Below are 17,082 nucleotides of genomic sequence, written 5' to 3' on the forward strand. Positions count from 1 at the left end.
TGAGAGTTGCAAATTCAATCAAACTTGTACTAAAGAGGTTTACTCTCTTGATACCATTTGTGTTCATTGGCATATTTAACGGTATCTCTTATCCAACTATTGTTTTCATAGTATTTTCTATAATCTGCTAGCAGTTGTTGATAATTGTTGAAGTCTGTGTTAGAGTTATCTTTATTCCAAGTTTGCCACGATCGACTTAAATATACTTGCGCTAATTCATATTTATCCCATGGAGTAGCTCTGTGTCCCGATTTTAACGCTTTAATCAATGATGTATATTGATTGGGTTTTAAGCGGCTCATTAGTTCGGGCTGTATTAATAATTTAATGGCTTTTTCTTTATTGGTATTTGATTCTTTATCATCTAACTGAATCAACATCGAAAAATATTCTACAGCTAAAGCCTTATCTTCATTCTGTTTATATTTAATAATATTAGAAGTATTATTGGGCGAATACGCCATTCCAAGTGTCCATAATTCGGGTGCGCTGAGGGCTTTTCTTTTAGGAAGAAAACTTAATGCCTTAGTTTTAATTTCAGCGTTACTAACATAACCAAAGGTAATGGTTTTCTGAGCAGTTTTCTTAACGGCAATATGCTTGTTATCAGATAAAGCTTCAAGTTTTAGCTCACAATTCTTGAGGCAGCTATCTGGCAAAGCTTCACTTAAGGTATGGAGGGTATTGTTGTATGAAAGTTTTATTGCTTCTGGATTTCCATTTTTATTAAGTGAATAGTAATGGTTGGTTGCGATAGCACTAATCTGATCTTCTATATTTTCATCAGAAGCATCAATGTTATGGCGTACTATTTCTATTCCTAATGATAATACTGTCATTAACACAGCAAAAGCCATTGATACGTAAATAGATTTTAAAAATGTAGGACGTGGATTATCTTTCTTCTGTTCTGCTTTTAATAGTTCATAAACTTTAATGATGCAAAATATACTTACGCCCATTGCACCAGCGGCTGCAAGTTTGGTTATTAAGTTAATATCCATGTTTGTGTAATAAGATGATAAATTAGGGTAATTTGTTCGCAAAATAGTTATTATATGTTTAATAGCTGTTTTGTAATAGGATAAAGAGTAATATTTTGTGATAAAACAGGGAGTTGATCTGATAAATTGTTTAAAAATGCGCCTAAAAACTTTCTTTTAGTATCAACACCCTTATATTTGTAGCTCATCTCCAAAAATAAAGTGTTTTATGCAAGAGTTAAATGAATTTCTTTTACTCATCGATTCTTATATAGGTAGTCATAATTGGTTTGTATACCTTTTATTAGGTACAGGATTATTTTTTACCATGTATTTAGGATTTCCGCAATTCAGGTATTTAAAGTATGCGTTTCAAATTGTTAAAGGTAAATTTGATAAAGAAGATGATGAGGGAGATACATCACATTTCGAAGCTTTAACTACTGCCTTGTCAGGTACAGTGGGTACCGGAAATATAGCTGGTGTTGCATATGCAGTTTATTTAGGCGGACCCGCAGCATTATTTTGGATGTTGCTTACAGCTGTTATAGGTATGACAACCAAATTTGTTGAAGTAACCCTATCTCATAAGTATAGAGAAAAGGCCGAAGATGGCACCATATCAGGCGGACCCATGTATTACATGAAAAGCCGATTGAATTTTACCACTAGATCCGGAAAGGTTATTAAAACAGGTACGCTTATGGCAGTTATTTTTGCTGTAGCTACTGTTTTTTCGTCTTTCGGAACAGGAAGTTTGCCTCAAATTAACAGTATTTCAAATTCATTAAATAGTACATTTAATATACCTCATATTGCCACAGGGATAGTATTATCGATATTATTGGCAGTAGTTATAATTGGAGGAATTAAAAGAATCGCTAACGTAACTTCTAAGTTAGTTCCTGCAATGGCAGCCATTTATTTTGTAGGAGCATTTGCTGTTATAATCTATAATTATCAGAATATTTGGCCATCATTGGTTTCTGTTTTCGCTGATATATTTACAGGCTCGGCAGCAACGGGAGGTTTTTTAGGTGCTACCATTTCATTCGCATTTAATAGAGGTGTAAACAGAGGCCTATTTTCTAATGAAGCCGGACAAGGTTCAGCACCAATAGCACACTCTGCAGCGCGTGCTCATGAACCTGTTTCTGAAGGATTAGTAGCATTATTAGAGCCATTTATTGATACTATTGTAATTTGTTCCTTAACGGGATTGACCTTATTATCTTCTGGAGTGTGGAATCAAAAGCATCAGAATGTATTTCAAAAGTCGGATATTGAAATAATAGACGGTGTTTATTCTGATGTTAGCGATTCAGATAAACAAACTCTCGGTAATCATGTAATGGGGGAGGCATCTTTACCATTATTTACAGGTTCTCTTGATGTGGTTGAGGGAGAAATAAAAAATGATGTATCTATTATACACTCTCGTTCTTTGGCAGAATCGGTCCATATTTTTAAGGGAAAAGAATTATTTAGCGGTGAGCTGCAAGTAGAAGAAGGAATCTTAATAAAATCTAAAGGAATCACATTAAAGGGAAAATCATTAATGCATAGTGCGCCACTAACAGCATTGGCCTTCACCAAAAGTTGGTTTGGTAGTTGGGGCCAATATATTGTGGCCATTGGCTTATTACTTTTTGCTTTCTCAACAGCAATATCGTGGTCGTATTATGGTAGTAGGGCTATAATATTCTTATTCGGCGTAAAAGGTGTGAAGTACTACAGATTGGTTTATGTATTGGGCTTTTTCTTTGCGTCATTTATTGATACCACAATTATTTGGACAATGTCGGGTATAACAGTTGCTTTAATGACTATACCTAACCTTATTGGCTTATTATTCTTACACAAAGAGATGAAGACAGAAGTGAGTAGTTTTTGGCAAGAGTTCGGTAAGCGATTCCCAAACGATAAGTTGCCGTTGTTTGAAAAGAAGAAAGAGTAAATTTTGTGTACATAATAATGTCATTAATCAACAATTTATTTGCTTGTATGTAAGTCCAACAGTTTAACTATAACATCGTATCATTTGAATCGTATGATGTACCCATGAAAGTAGAATACCATTTCGCCTACTCTTTCGATGAAAGAGATAACATATTGTCTGTCCGATTATACAATAAGTTACATTTAAAAAATGCCATTGCAATATTGCAAGAATTATTAATATGTATAAAAAAGTATCCAACATGTGGTATCTTAATGGATTGCAGGGAGGTGGATTATACAGATAATATCTCGACGGTAAATACCTTCGCATCTTTTTTAACTAAATATTATACGGGTATAAGTAATCACAAAATTATATTCATATCCGGTAGTCCAAAACAGGTAGTTTTTGCAACGCTGTTTAAGCATATATTAGGTGTGCAAGGAGAAAAGGTACAAATATGCTCAACAGAGGAATATGCAAAATCATATTTAAGTTTAAATTATTAATTCTACTTTTTGCTTGTATAATTTTATTATATCGTCATAATATTCTAACTTATTGGTAATTAGTTTCAATAATAGATACTATTATTGAACATATTTACTTATAGAAGAACGTTATTAAATTTAATACAAACCCGCTTAAACCCATTTCACATGAAGCCAGCATACAACTTTAAGGTTACTTTCTTGAGTCAAGAAAAACTTACTATAGTGAAGGTTGAAGGGAGAATTACCTTAAAAAATGTGATCAGTACAATTGATTCCATTCAATTGAATCCTAATTATAAGTCTGATTATTCTTTTTTAGTTGATGTTAGGTCAGCTGAATTTTTCAATGAGATAAATATTGTAAAAGCATATTATGTATATGTGAATAGGAAATATCCACATATCTTAGAGGAGCAAACGGTTTGGCTTGCATCTAAGGCAAATCAGGTGGTTATGGTAACTTTGTTTAAACTTTTACTCGGTAAATTACAACGTAATTCTTCCGTTGTTTCTACAGTTGATTATGCATTGTCGAAATTCAAGCCTTCGAATAAAGTATACATAAAACAGATACTTGAAAGTTTTCATAATCAAGATGAGCCTGAATATTATTAACACGTAACTCATCTTGATTTTATAAAAGTTTATTTCTTATTTAAAGCTTCTTGATAATATTCTTTTAAGTCATTCAAATTTCCAAGTGATTCCTGTAAACCGCCATCTCGATTTCTAAGAAGCCAAAGTTTTTGGTGATTTTCAATAATAATATTAATATCATTAATTAATTCTTCAAGTTCTGCCCTTGATATGTTTTCAGTAGATTTCTTAGGGGCGGCTAATCTTGCCTTTCCTAGCATAATACCATGTTTAGCCATGTCAGCTGCATGTTTCAGCTCATCTATTACAATTAAAGAATCTGAACTAGGTGAAGCTTCATGAAGAATTAATAGGGCATCATCAATTTCTTTATTTGCCTTATCTAAGTTTTTAGCTTTTAAATGTTTTGTTTGATATTGACCATTCATGGTCCAAGCATATCTGCGTAGCATTAAATGAAAAGCATTGGCATTGCCCGAAGGTATCTCAGCTTTTAAATAAGCATTTCCAAGTTTTAAAACAGCTTTAGCAGTGTTTCCTGTTTTATCTTTAAAAACGTAGGTGTTTAATTGATTTTCGAGATTGATTTTCGGATCGGCATCTGAATTCCAACTATAAGCAGCACCTGTCATTATGCTTGGGTAAACAACAGAAAGAGGTTGCCAATGGCCATAATCACCCCAAGTGGTATTTAAATAACCTTTGGCACCATTTGCTTTACCATAAAAAGCTGCTCGTCGCTGATTTTCAAAGGCATTTTTATTTCTACCTATTAGGGAGCGCCAAGTTGAGGTTCCCGGACAAACGTAAAAATCTAAACCTGCATCTTTAAATTTTGGTAGGTTTGTTTCAAAAGGATATTCAGCTTCGTAGCCCCAAATTACTGCAGTCATATTAGTGGGGATATCTTTAATTAATTCAGGATGGTTTAAAACAATATCACCCCAAAATTGAGACTCCACGCCATTTTTATTTGCAGCACTATTTAATTTTTTAAGATACTCAAGATAGATTGTTCCTTTGCCTTTTTCTTTACAAATCTCCTTTGTTTCCCCACAACCTAATTCAACTGTTTCATCGCATCCTATGTTTAAATATTTACTATTAAAGTTTGGCAATAATTCAGCATAAAGTTCTTCCATGAGCTCTAAAGATTTAGGATCAAGGGGATTAAGACTTGTTCTTTTGCGCATTCCCCAAATGGTTTTACAGTCTTCAGGGCACTCTGCTAAATGCAAGTATTCATCATGTCGTAACCAATTTTCCATATGCCCAAAGGAGTTTTGATTAGGAACCAAATCAATATGCTTACTTTTACAGTATAGGTCTATTATTTGAATTTCTTCGGGTGTTATAGGGCTGCATCCTTCCCAAACCGTTTTGTGGTTTTTATAAGCAAATGTATGTTCTGTATATAACTGAAATTCGTTAATTTTTAATGAGGCTAACAAATCAATTAATTTAAAAATAGATTCCATTGTAGGAACCTTATTTCTACTTATATCTAACATGTAGCCCCTACGTTCAAAATCTGGCGCATCGCTAATATGCAGTGCTGGTATGTTTTGCTGAGTCGTTTCGCTATAGCTGATGAGTTGCTGCAGAGTTTGTTTACCGTAGTATAAACCAGCTAAGTTTTTTGCTTTAATACTAATGCTGGCAGAATCAATATCAAGTGTGTAAGCATCGTTAGTATTTATTGAATCATCTAATAAAAATGAGATGCTGTGTTGTGCATACGGGCTTGTGAAATGCGTTATTTGACCCACATAATCAAAAGCACAAAGTGATTTCAAGAATTGGTACAATTCTTCAGTGGGCAGTTGTGTATTTAATTGTTGGTTCAGTTGTCCATTTTTAATTTCAAGAGTCTTTGGTTGAGGAATTAAAAAAGCTTCTATATTTTGGCTTTTGATTAAACTGGTGCAGCAAATAAGTAGAGCTATAGCTATGTATTGTTTCATGTGTTTATAATTTATTTTTCTATGGTCAAATGGAACCTGTCTTCCGTTAGGCAGGCTCACAAATAAATTTAATCATCCACCTGTGTGTCAATTTGGATAATTAAATTTTACATGTTCGTTTCATTTGATTTTAAATATTTATCGATGAAAAATGTTTGAAAAGTGTTTGTTAAATAATAAGCAAACCAGCCTCTCTTAATTTTTCGAAAGCCTCACTTTCCCAAAACAGGTCAAAGTCGCCAATTTCTTTATTAATATATGAATCTTCAAATTCCCCAAAGGTAATTTTTTTTCCAAGCAATAATTCGTCAATGAGTTGTATAATCCATTGGCCTAATTTCTCATTTACGCTAAATATAAGAGTTTCTTTTTTTGTGAAAATACTTAGTTTTAGCAGTGTTATGTTCTTTCCTTTTTTATTCTTCTTATTATATCTATTAGCAGTACATTTACCACCAAGCCATATTATTTTTTTATTGGGACTAAGTTCCTCGCCTTCGTAATTTTCAATGGATGAGTAAATATAGTCTTTACTTATACTTGCGTTAGGAACCTTAAAATCGAACCATTCTTGCAAAGGGAGATCAAAGCCTACATCATGCATATAATTAAATAAAGATTTTTTTAACCCTTCACTAAACATCTTATGTTTTGCTCCTTCTGGGTCAGTGTGATAAAGGTCGTTATTTGCAAAAGAGTTCGTTTCTTCTTGATCAATACTTACCATGAAACGATCAGGGTTTTTACCCACAGGACTGTGACATGTCATGGCAAATTGATGCCAAAATCCGGATTGCACAATATTAGCCTCAAAGCATTGACGGACAATTTCTAATGAGTCAATCGTTTCTTGCTCGGTTTGCGTTGGGAATCCATACATCAGGTAGGTGTGAACCATAATTCCGGATAGCGTAAAATTATTACATACCACAGCAACTTTACTTACACTTACCCCTTTGTTAATAAGTGATAGAATTCTATCGGAAGCAACCTCCATTCCTCCTGATACCGCTATGCATCCCGATGCCTTTAATAATTTGCAAACATCCTCTGTGAAAGAACTCTCAAACCTAACATTGGTCCACCAAGTAACTGATAATTTACGTTTAATAATTTCTTGGGCCAAGGCAATCATAAGAGCAGGAGGAGCAGCTTCATCGGTAAAATGAAATCCCGTTTCACCAGTTTGCTTAATCATTTCCTCCATTCTATCGCATAATACTTTTGCTGTAGATGGTTCAAAGCGTTTGATGTAATCTAAAGTTGTATCACAAAAAGTACACCTGCCCCAATAGCAACCATGCGCCATCGTTAGTTTGTTCCACCTTCCATCGCTCCACAAACTATGCATTGGGTTTGTAATCTCAATTACTGATAAGTAATCTTTTATAGATAAGCCTTCGTAACAAGGTGTTATGGCTTCTCGCTGCGAAATGTCTTTAGTATCTGAGGCATCAATATATTCTATAGACTTACCTTTTAATATCAAAGTTCTTTTTAATTGATTAATAGGTCTATTCCCCTCGATGTGTTCAATCAAATTGATTAGTGGAGCTTCTCCATCATCCAAAGTTATAAAATCGATAAACTCAAATAAGCGTATATCTTGTATTTGCCTAAGTTCTGTATTTGGGTACCCTCCACCGATACTAATTTTAATTTCAGGATAATGAGTCTTTATAAATTGACTACACTTTAGTGCAGAAAACAGGTTGCCAGGGAAGGGAATAGAAAAGCCTATAAGTTGTGGTTTTTCACGCTCTATTATAGATTGAAGTATCTCTAACTGTAAACTAATGATTGGAGTGTTGTCACTTATCAATTCGTCATATATAGGATCGAATGATGCTGCAGCAGAGCTTATTCTTTCTGCATATCTGCTAAAACCAAAATGCGGATCAATAGCTTCAATTATAAAATCAGATAAATCTTCAAGAAAGAGTGTGGATAAGTGCTTGGCTTTATCAATTATACCCATGGCTCCAAAAGCCCATTCAATATCTTCTTGCGTATTAAATCTACTCGCTTCGGGTAAAAAATTACGACTACATATAGTATGGGCTAAGGTGTTATTTTTACCTTGTAAGAATTGGATTACCGCATCAATACAGCCAATGTAGTCATCTTGTAGTGCTATTATTCTATTTGTGTTAGCAGTATAGGATTGCTCCTTATTTGAGGCAATATTAAAAAGAGACTCTAATTTTTCGGCAGAAAATATTTGCAGAATAAGGTCTATTCCTAAATCTACCTGAGAACAAAGCTTGCCAATTTTGTTAAGGTAACCTTTTAGGTATGTTGTTGCAGGATAGGGAGTATTCAGTTGTGTAAAAGGTGGAGTGATTAATAAAGTTTTTGCCTGCATTATCTATGGTTTTTTATAAATTACAAAAGTATGAAATTGTAACGAGTTTATTAAGGCTTAATAATCTGAATTACTTTTATTATCCGAGCCAATTAATAATATCAATACGAAGCGATGATTGATTTATATGTTAAATGTAGATTAAGAATTGTAATACTTATTTATTAGCTTTGGGGTTTAATTGCTTAATGTCAATCATATAATAATATAGGATTTCTTATTAACAGAATGCTTATTTGAAATACTCAATAAAAGGAATGATATTTGAGTAATTACTATTACGCTACAGAAACATTTTATTCACTACTATACTAAGGTTTTATGCTTATAAAACACACAATTAGCAAGGCAGGGGTAATATTTACCTTATTATTACTAATTATTTCCTGTAAAGAATTGCCTGAGAAAGCACCAGTTGTGCGTATTGATTCACCCGAAGTTCGGAATGTTGAACTTTATGGAGAGTACGTTGGAAGGGTACGCGCATTTAAACATGTTGAGGTTAGAGCCCGTGTTGAGGGTTTCTTGGAAAAAAGGTTGTTCGAAGAGGGAGGACGAGTAGAGGAAGGAGAGCTTCTATTTGAAATTGATCCTACCATGTACAGAGCAAAGCTCAATGAGGCAAAAGCAAAATTAAAGCAAGCACATGCAGCTAGGGCTAAGTCTGAAAGGGATGTACAGCGATTAAGACCATTATACGAAAAAAATGCAGCCAGTCAGCTCGATCTTGATAACGCGGTATCTTCTTTAGAATCAGAAGAAGCCAATATTGCCATTAGTGAAGCCAATGTTGCTCAGGCTGAGCTTCAATTGAGTTTTACTGCAGTGCGTTCTCCTTTAACCGGAAGAGTAGGAGAGAGGAAGGCTGATATTGGAGCTTTAGTAGGAGGTTCTGGTATTTCCTTATTAACAACAGTTTTTCAGACGGATACAGTTGCTGTTTTGTTTAGTTTAACTGCTTTAGATTACCTGCGAAGTAAAGAACGTAATGTAAATTTATCACAATTGGATACCACTAAAAAGTGGAAACCTACCATAGAAGTAACATTGGCTGATAATACGGTTTATCCGATTAAGGGTATTGTAGACTTTACAAATCCTGAAGTAGATACTAAAACGGGTACTTTTATTGTGAGGGCAGAACTTCCGAACGAAGGAAGAGTACTTTTGCCAGGGCAGTTTACCAAGGTAAAACTGTTGATTGATGTACTAGAAAAATCGGTTGTTATCCCACGTAAATCTTTAATTATTGAAGATGGAGGGGCGTTTGTTTACGTAATGAGAAATGATAGTGTTGCTGAAAAACGATTTGTAGAAACAGGTGCCGAACTGCAGAATGAGATAGTGATCAACAGAGGTTTATCGTCTTACGACAATATTGTGGTGGAAGGACAGCACAAGTTAAATCCAGGTATAAAGATGTTGCCAATTGCTGAATCAGATACTATTTACCAATTTAAAAAGGAGGAATAATATATGAAGCCTGGATTTTTTATAGATAGACCAGTCTTCTCGATGGTAATTTCCATTCTGATAGTATTGGTAGGAGTAATTGCAATTTCAGTATTGCCCGTTGATCAATACCCTCAAATAACACCGCCCCTTGTAAAAGTAAAAGCTAGCTATGCAGGTGCCAATTCCACAACAGTTTCTGAGGCAATTGCAACACCAATAGAACAAGAATTAAATGGTACACCAGGAATGTTGTATATGGAATCTAATAGTTCTAACTCGGGAAGTTTATCATTGGATATTACATTTGAGGTTGGTACTGATCCTGCAATTGCCGCGGTAGAAGTTCAAAATCGAGTAAAGTTGGCTGAATCTCGTCTACCTGCCGAAGTAGTTCAAAATGGTATTAGTGTAGAACGGCAAGCAGCAGGGCAATTATTAACGATAAGCATTACCTCGAATGATCCGAAGTTCGATGAAATATACCTGAGTAACTTCGCAACTTTAAACATATTAGATATTGTAAGGCGGGTTCCTGGGGTAGGACGAGTTTCCAATGTAGGAAGCCGTTATTATTCAATGCGTATTTGGGTGTACCCCGATAAATTAGCAAGTTATGGTCTAACCGTAAGTGATTTATCTTCTGCCATAAAGGATCAAAATAGAGAATCCGCTGCAGGGGAGTTGGGATTACAGCCGAATAATAGTATTGATATTTCAATGCCTATTTCTACCCCCGGTCGATTAACAACTCCTGAGGAGTTCGAAAATATTGTACTACGAGCCAGTGAAGATGGAAGTATTGTTCGCTTGCGCGATGTAGCAACTATTAATTTAGAGGCATCTAGTTATAATCAAGAATCTGGTTTTAATAATGAGAATGCTGCAATCTTAGCTATTTATCTCCTACCAGGGGCTAATGCTCTAGAAGTTGCTGATAGAGTTAAAGCAGAGATGGAAGAAATAAGTAAAAACTTCCCTGAAGGTATCGAGTATGATGTGCCATATGATATGACAGATTATATTATTTCGTCAATTAAGGAAGTTTACATCACACTGTTAGAGGCTTTGTTTCTAGTTGTTTTGGTAGTTTTTCTATCCCTACAAAACTGGAGGGCTACTTTAATACCAATTATTGCTGTTCCCATATCCTTAATAGGAACTTTTGGGGTAATGCTTGCTCTTGGATTTTCCATTAACCTTTTAACCTTGCTAGGATTAATATTGGCCATTGGTATTGTGGTTGATGATGCCATTGTTGTTGTGGAGAATGTGGAACGTTTAATGTTAGAAAAGAAACTATCTGCACGAGAAGCTACGCATGAGGCGATGAAAGAATTATCAGGAGCTTTAATTGCAACATCTCTAGTGCTAGCGGCGGTATTTATACCAGTAAGTTTTTTAGGTGGTATATCAGGCGAGTTATACAAACAATTTTCGGTTACTATAGTTGTCTCAGTTCTATTATCTACAGTTGTGGCCTTAACGTTGAGTCCGGCTTTATGTGCTATTATTTTAAAACCTGCTAGCGGACAAACCAATTGGCTATTCAAAAGAATTAATAAGGTATTAGAAACCGGGAATAATAAATATCTCGGATATATATCGGCTTCAGTTGCTAAACCCAAGAGAATTTTTGTTGCTTTCGGATTGGTAATAGTATTTATTTTTGTCGCTATTCAATTGGTGCCAGAAAGTTTTATTCCTGAGGAAGATCAAGGGCAATTCACTGTTGAGATTGATTTACCAGAGGGAGCTGCTTTACAACGTACTGTTGAAGTTACAGAGAGAGCTGTTGCTTATATATTGAAGCATCCGGCAGTTAAGGCAGTTGAGAATATTACAGGAAATAGTCCTCGTTTGGGAACATCGCAAAGTAGAGCAAAATTAACGGTACTACTTAATGATTGGTCAGAACGCGAAGAGGATGAGTTGAAGTTGAATGCTGTTATTGATAATATTAGAGAGGAACTTTATCGTTATCCGGAGGCACGTATTTTTATATCGAAACCACCATTAATTCCGGGCCTAGGAACCTCTGGAGGTTTTGAGATGCAGTTGCAGGCAAGAGCAGGAGCAACATGGGAGAATTTGGTTGCGGCTAATGACACCTTGTTATATTACGCGAGTCATTCAAAAGAACTTCAGGGAGTTTCTTCTAATTTACAGGCAGACGTTCCTCAAGTTAACTTCGATGTCAACAGAGAAGCTGCGTTATTTTTAGGGATACCCCTTTCTGATATATTTTCAACAATGAAAGCCTATCTAGGGTCTTTGTATGTTAACGATTTCAATATGTTTAACCGTATTTATAAAGTGAACCTTCAGGCTGATGAAAACTACAGACTTACCAAAGAAAACCTGAATATGTTTTTTGTTAAAACAAATAACGGTTCAATGGTACCGGTTACAGCTGTTGGAACACTCGGCTTTAGTGCCGGTCCAGGTAGTATAAAACGATTTAATATGTTCAGCACCGCAGTTATCAGAGGAGAATCAGGCAGTGGTTATAGTTCTGGTCAAGCGATGAATAAACTCGAAGAAATAGTACGAACAAAACTCCCTAGTAATATAGGTTATGAGTGGAGTGGAATTTCTTTTCAGGAGAAGCAAGCTGGGGGCCAAATTGGAATTATCATGTCATTGGTTCTTATTTTTGTATTTCTGTTTCTGGCAGCACAATACGAAAGTTGGTTGATTCCAATTTCAGTTATTCTATCCATTCCAATTGCAGTGCTAGGAGCATTCCTAGGTATTTGGGTGGTTGGTCTCGATAATGATATTTATTTCCAAATAGGTATGGTTACGCTAATTGGCCTGTCTGCAAAAAATGCCATATTGATCGTAGAAGTTGCTAAACAAGAAATGGAAAAAGGGGTAGAGTTGGTTGAGTCGGCCATAACAGCTGCTAAGTTACGATTTAGACCCATTGTAATGACTTCGCTTGCTTTTGTGTTAGGTATGTTGCCATTGGTATTTGCATCAGGCCCAGGTTCTGCAAGTAGGCACTCTATCGGAACAGGAGTGTTTTTCGGAATGTTAGCTTCCATCACCTTTGGTATTATATTAGTTCCTTTCTTTTTTGTAATGATTAATAAGGGAATCAGTCGTTTACGTAAGAATAAATCTAATTAGATGAAACTACTATATATTATATCATTCGCACTGTTTATTGTTACAGGATGTAAAGTTGGTAAAGAATACCAAGCACCAGAAATGGATATACCCGATGCGATAACAACAGTGCAAGCAAATGACTCCGCATCATTAGCAGATTTAAAATGGTATCTTTTATTTAAGGATACGATTCTTGTAAATATGATACATACTGCTTTGGAGAATAATCAGGATATGAAAATAGCTGCAGCGCGAATTCGTCAAACAATGGCTTTGAAACGGATTGCTGCAGCACCAATGTTTCCTGAAGTATCAGTGTTTGGAGAAAAGTACCAGGAAAATATTGATTATTCAGGGACTAGCGATATTAATCGTTTACGTGCAGAGTTGAGTTGGGAACTCGATTTATGGGGAAATATTCGCTGGGGAAAAGAGGCTGCTATGGCAGAATATCTTAAAACAACTGAAGCACAACGATCTGTTAAGATGTCTTTAATAGCTAATGTGGCGCAAACTTATTTTGAATTATTTGCTTCCAAGCGAGAACTTCAAATAATTAAGGAAACAGGGCGTGCGAGGCAAGAGGGGGTCGATTTAGCTAAACTCCGTTTTGAAGGAGGTTTAACTTCTGAAACATCTTTGCGCCAGGCTGAAGTTGAATATGCGAAAACGATGACACTTATTCCTAAAGTGGAAAGAACCATTGTATTAAAACAGAATCAGCTTGCACTATTGTTGGGTAAGATGCCGACGGTATATGATATTGAAGTGGATATAACAGAAAATATTATACAAGATTCTATCCCTGTAGGGATGCCTTCTTATCTTCTAGAAAGAAGACCAGATGTAAGAATGGCGGAACAAACTTTAATTGCCGCTAATGCGGATGTTGGTGTTTCATTAACTAACTTATTTCCTAAAATTACTTTAACAGCGCAATACGGTATGCAGAGTAAGGATTTAAGTGATCTTTTGACCAACCCATACAGTTATTTTGCAGGAGATATTTTAGCGCCAATCTTTGCTGCTGGGGCTAATAAAGCAAGACTAAAGGCAAGCCGAGCTGCTTTTGAGCAACAATATTTTGAATATGAGAAAACCGTTTTGGGTGCTTTTCAGGAGACAAACAATTCAATAACTACATTTTATAAAGCTAAAGAAGTGCGAGCATTGATGAAAGAGCTTGAAAATTCTTCTCGTACATATTTAGAGTTAGCAAATCTGCAATATATTAATGGAGTAATTAACTATTTAGATGTACTAGATGCACAACGTTTACTATTTGATGCAGAAGTTTCGTTGAACGATGCCTATTTAGATGAAATGACATCTTATATACTTCTGTACAAAGCATTAGGAGGGGGATGGTAAAAATTAGTCTATTCGGTAACTTTTTACCTTTAGCATCGTAATATCACAAAAAAGATATTACCCAATTCACACATTTTGAATATTAAAAGCCCCGTATACCACTCCCACAGGTACGGGGCTTTTGACTTTTTAGTACTTCCTATTTAATACATATTCTCAAGATTAGGGACCTTCAAGTTTTTTATCAATATAAAGCATTGCATTATAGTTAGATATGGCAACCTTTAAATATCTAAACATCTAGAAAGTTGTATATGTAGAAAATTAGATATATGTTTGTGTTTAAATTATCAAGTGACAATGAAGCTTGATGAAATAAATAACAAACATTAAGTATGAAATCAAAACTAATAACACAATTTGCTATTACATGCATGTTATGTATTGGAATAGTTGCAGAAGCTCAAGAAGCAGCAACTGAAAGGTTGTTGTCCTTAGAGCAAGCAATTAGCCTAGCTTCTGCTAATAATAGGGTAATTCAAAAATCTCTTACTGAGGTTGATATTGCAAAAGCAAATAACCAGCAAACAAGTGCAGCATTTTTACCATCAGTTGATGTGTCTAGCGCTTACTTTTCTACCAATGATCCACTGAATGCATTTGGCTTCAAGTTACAACAACAGAATGTAAGTGCTGAAGATTTTAATCCGGCTATATTAAACAATCCAGGTTCTACCAATAATTTTCACACACAGGTGTTAGTAGAACAACCATTGATTAATCTTGACGCTTGGGCTGGAAGAAAAGCAACGAGTAACCAACTAAAAGCTACTGAAATGAAATCGGAGTATACCAAAGCATACATTAACCTTTTGGTTAAGCAGACTTATTTTGGTTTACAATTGGCATTAAATAGAGTTGATGTTTTAAAGAAAGCTCAAAAGACAACAGAATTATATCTAGAAACTGCAGAGAATAATATAAAGCAGGGATACTTAAAAGATGCTGATGTAATGTCAATTAAAGTAATTAAGTATGAGCAAGAAGCCAAGCTTATTGAAGCTGAAAATAAGGTTAAATCAGTACAAGAATCACTAAATTTTTTAATTGGGAGAGATATTAATACGCCAGTTTTAGTATCTGATTCTATTGTGCAAGTATACTTTTCTTTTAACAATGTAACTACCGTAAATAATCGATCAGATGTGCTTGCAATGCGTTATGGCTTGGGAGCCTATGAAAGTATAAGGAAAAGTGAATCGTTTAAGTTTGCACCTCGAATCAATGCATTTGGTGCCTATAATATGTACAACGCTGATTTCGGCCAGTTTGGCTCTGATAGTTATTTGGTAGGTGTTAAGTTGCAGTGGCGTATTTTTAATGGAGGAAAAAACATTGGCAAATATAAATTATCTAAAGCCAACTACAACAAAGCCCAAATCTCTTATGAGGAGTTTTTAGATAAAGGAAACCTTGAGCTATCGCAGGCTGCACGAGAAATAATTGTTGCCGAAAGCCAATTAATAAGCTACAACATGGCTTCTGATGAAGCAATTGAATCCTTAAGAATTCGTACCAACAGGTATAAAGAAGGCTTGGAGAAAACTTCAGATCTATTAATGGCAGAAACAAAAGCAGAAGAGAGTCTTTTAAAAAGACTGAATGCTATCTATAACTATAATGTGGCTGTTTTTAATTACCAATTACTCTCTTCAGAATCAGCTATTGAATAATTCTTATGTAAAAATGAAAAATATTATAAAAATGAGAACTCTAAATGTAATCATATTCACAACGCTTGCTGTATTATTTCAAGCTTGTGGAGGAAACTCCTCAGAATCAGAAAAGGATACCAAAGCTATGTTGGTAACTTCCGAAACCGTTCAATTATCAACCGTTTCTAAAATATCTCAGTATACCGGAACTGTTGCGTCAGTTAACCAGTCAACATTGAGCACTCGTTTGCTAGGGCAAGTAAAGAAAGTTTATGTTAGCGAAGGCGATGTGGTTAAAGAAGGACAGTTATTGGTTTCTATTAGAAGCAATGATATTAAAGCAAAAAAGCAGCAAGTAGAAGCTAATATTTTACAAGCAGAATCGGCTTTTAAGCATGCAACAGATGACTTTAAGAGAATCAATAATTTATTTTCAAGTAATAGTGCCACTCAAAAAGAATTAGATGACATCACAGTGCATTATGAAATGACTAAAGCACACCTTGAAGTGGCAAAAAAGGCCAAGGATGAGGTTGATGAAATGCTTTCTTATGCAAATATTTCTGCGCCTTATTCAGGTGTAATTACCCAAAAGTTTATCGAATCTGGAGATATGGCAAATCCCGGAATGCCTTTGTTAGCAATTGAGGCACCACGTCTTTATGAAGTAAGAGCTAAAGTTCCGGAAATAGAAATTTATAAAATAGAGAAAGGTGATAAAGCAGAGGTGTGGATTGATGCTAGTAATCAAGCTATTTCAGGAATTATAACCCATATTAGTCCTTCAAGTCGTTTTTCTGGTACCCAATTCGAGGTTCGTATCAGTTTACAACCAAACGAGATTCAACAATCGTTAATAAGAAGTGGATTATTTGCTCGAGTAAATCACTTGAAAGGTGAGGAAAGAAAGTTGTTGGTAGATGAAAAATTAGTAATAGAGCGAGGTCAACTAAATGGAGTTTGGACCATAAGTAAATCAAATCAGGCCTTATTACGTTGGGTTCGTTTAGGAAAAACCTACGGTGCTAAAGTAGAGGTTATATCAGGTCTTTCAATTAATGATATACTTATAACATCATCAACAGAAAGACTTTTTGATGGTACAAAAATTCAGGTAAACTAGAATTCCGCACATAAAATCA

Annotated in this window: 10 protein-coding genes; 7 read left to right on the forward strand and 3 right to left on the reverse strand. The window is 35.0% G+C overall.

Annotation, left to right across the window (positions count from 1 at the left end; all coding sequences use genetic code 11):
• Positions 1-29: 29 nt before the first annotated feature.
• Positions 30-1,004, reverse strand: coding sequence for a hypothetical protein (locus tag A8B35_RS00930; RefSeq protein ID WP_075601715.1), 975 nt, complete (start codon positions 1,002-1,004; stop codon positions 30-32).
• 208 nt (positions 1,005-1,212) lie between these two features.
• Here A8B35_RS00930 and A8B35_RS00935 point away from each other — a divergent pair, with 208 nt between their 5' ends.
• Positions 1,213-2,940 carry an alanine/glycine:cation symporter family protein gene (locus A8B35_RS00935; protein WP_075601716.1) on the forward strand — a complete coding sequence of 576 codons (1,728 nt, stop codon included), beginning with the start codon at positions 1,213-1,215 and terminating at the stop codon, positions 2,938-2,940.
• A 644-nt stretch (positions 2,941-3,584) separates the two neighbouring features.
• Complete coding sequence (locus A8B35_RS00945) at positions 3,585-4,034, forward strand: hypothetical protein (protein ID WP_075601718.1); 450 nt, start codon at positions 3,585-3,587, stop codon at positions 4,032-4,034.
• Between the two features lie 29 nt (positions 4,035-4,063).
• On the opposite strand, the gene A8B35_RS00950 is transcribed toward A8B35_RS00945, so the two are convergent.
• Both A8B35_RS00950 and A8B35_RS00955 read right to left on the reverse strand, forming a co-directional pair.
• On the reverse strand, positions 4,064-5,980 hold the full coding sequence (locus A8B35_RS00950; protein ID WP_075601719.1) for a beta-N-acetylhexosaminidase: 1,917 nt from the start codon (positions 5,978-5,980) through the stop codon (positions 4,064-4,066).
• Between the two features lie 169 nt (positions 5,981-6,149).
• A complete protein-coding gene (locus A8B35_RS00955) occupies positions 6,150-8,345 on the reverse strand; it encodes a B12-binding domain-containing radical SAM protein (RefSeq protein WP_075601720.1) in 2,196 nt (731 codons plus the stop codon).
• 321 nt (positions 8,346-8,666) lie between these two features.
• On the opposite strand from A8B35_RS00955, the gene A8B35_RS00960 reads away from it, so the two are divergent.
• The 5 genes from A8B35_RS00960 to A8B35_RS00980 all read left to right on the forward strand — a co-directional run bounded on the left by A8B35_RS00960 (position 8,667) and on the right by A8B35_RS00980 (position 17,063).
• On the forward strand, positions 8,667-9,818 hold the full coding sequence (locus A8B35_RS00960; protein ID WP_075601721.1) for an efflux RND transporter periplasmic adaptor subunit: 1,152 nt from the start codon (positions 8,667-8,669) through the stop codon (positions 9,816-9,818).
• Positions 9,819-9,821: 3 nt separating this feature from the next.
• A complete protein-coding gene (locus tag A8B35_RS00965) occupies positions 9,822-12,932 on the forward strand; it encodes an efflux RND transporter permease subunit (protein ID WP_075601722.1) in 3,111 nt (1,036 codons plus the stop codon).
• Positions 12,933-14,285, forward strand: coding sequence for an efflux transporter outer membrane subunit (locus A8B35_RS00970; RefSeq protein WP_075601723.1), 1,353 nt, complete (start codon positions 12,933-12,935; stop codon positions 14,283-14,285).
• Positions 14,286-14,620: 335 nt separating this feature from the next.
• Complete coding sequence (locus A8B35_RS00975) at positions 14,621-15,958, forward strand: TolC family protein (RefSeq protein WP_075601724.1); 1,338 nt, start codon at positions 14,621-14,623, stop codon at positions 15,956-15,958.
• Between the two features lie 31 nt (positions 15,959-15,989).
• On the forward strand, positions 15,990-17,063 hold the full coding sequence (locus A8B35_RS00980) for an efflux RND transporter periplasmic adaptor subunit (RefSeq protein ID WP_075601811.1): 1,074 nt from the start codon (positions 15,990-15,992) through the stop codon (positions 17,061-17,063).
• Positions 17,064-17,082: the final 19 nt, after the last annotated feature.

Origin of the sequence: Saccharicrinis aurantiacus (assembly GCF_001660705.2) — a bacterium.
GTDB lineage: Bacteria > Bacteroidota > Bacteroidia > Bacteroidales > Marinilabiliaceae > Saccharicrinis > Saccharicrinis aurantiacus.

What these genes read in the sequence shown, in the direction of transcription:
- A8B35_RS00930 (WP_075601715.1), bottom strand. Translation starts at nt 1,004, where the DNA reads ATGGATATTAACTTAATAACCAAACTTGCAGCCGCTGGTGCAATGGGC.
- A8B35_RS00935 (WP_075601716.1), top strand. Translation starts at nt 1,213, where the DNA reads ATGCAAGAGTTAAATGAATTTCTTTTACTCATCGATTCTTATATAGGT.
- A8B35_RS00965 (WP_075601722.1), top strand. Translation starts at nt 9,822, where the DNA reads ATGAAGCCTGGATTTTTTATAGATAGACCAGTCTTCTCGATGGTAATT.
- A8B35_RS00950 (WP_075601719.1), bottom strand. Translation starts at nt 5,980, where the DNA reads ATGAAACAATACATAGCTATAGCTCTACTTATTTGCTGCACCAGTTTA.
- A8B35_RS00960 (WP_075601721.1), top strand. Translation starts at nt 8,667, where the DNA reads ATGCTTATAAAACACACAATTAGCAAGGCAGGGGTAATATTTACCTTA.
- A8B35_RS00970 (WP_075601723.1), top strand. Translation starts at nt 12,933, where the DNA reads ATGAAACTACTATATATTATATCATTCGCACTGTTTATTGTTACAGGA.
- A8B35_RS00955 (WP_075601720.1), bottom strand. Translation starts at nt 8,345, where the DNA reads ATGCAGGCAAAAACTTTATTAATCACTCCACCTTTTACACAACTGAAT.
- A8B35_RS00945 (WP_075601718.1), top strand. Translation starts at nt 3,585, where the DNA reads ATGAAGCCAGCATACAACTTTAAGGTTACTTTCTTGAGTCAAGAAAAA.
- A8B35_RS00980 (WP_075601811.1), top strand. Translation starts at nt 15,990, where the DNA reads ATGAGAACTCTAAATGTAATCATATTCACAACGCTTGCTGTATTATTT.
- A8B35_RS00975 (WP_075601724.1), top strand. Translation starts at nt 14,621, where the DNA reads ATGAAATCAAAACTAATAACACAATTTGCTATTACATGCATGTTATGT.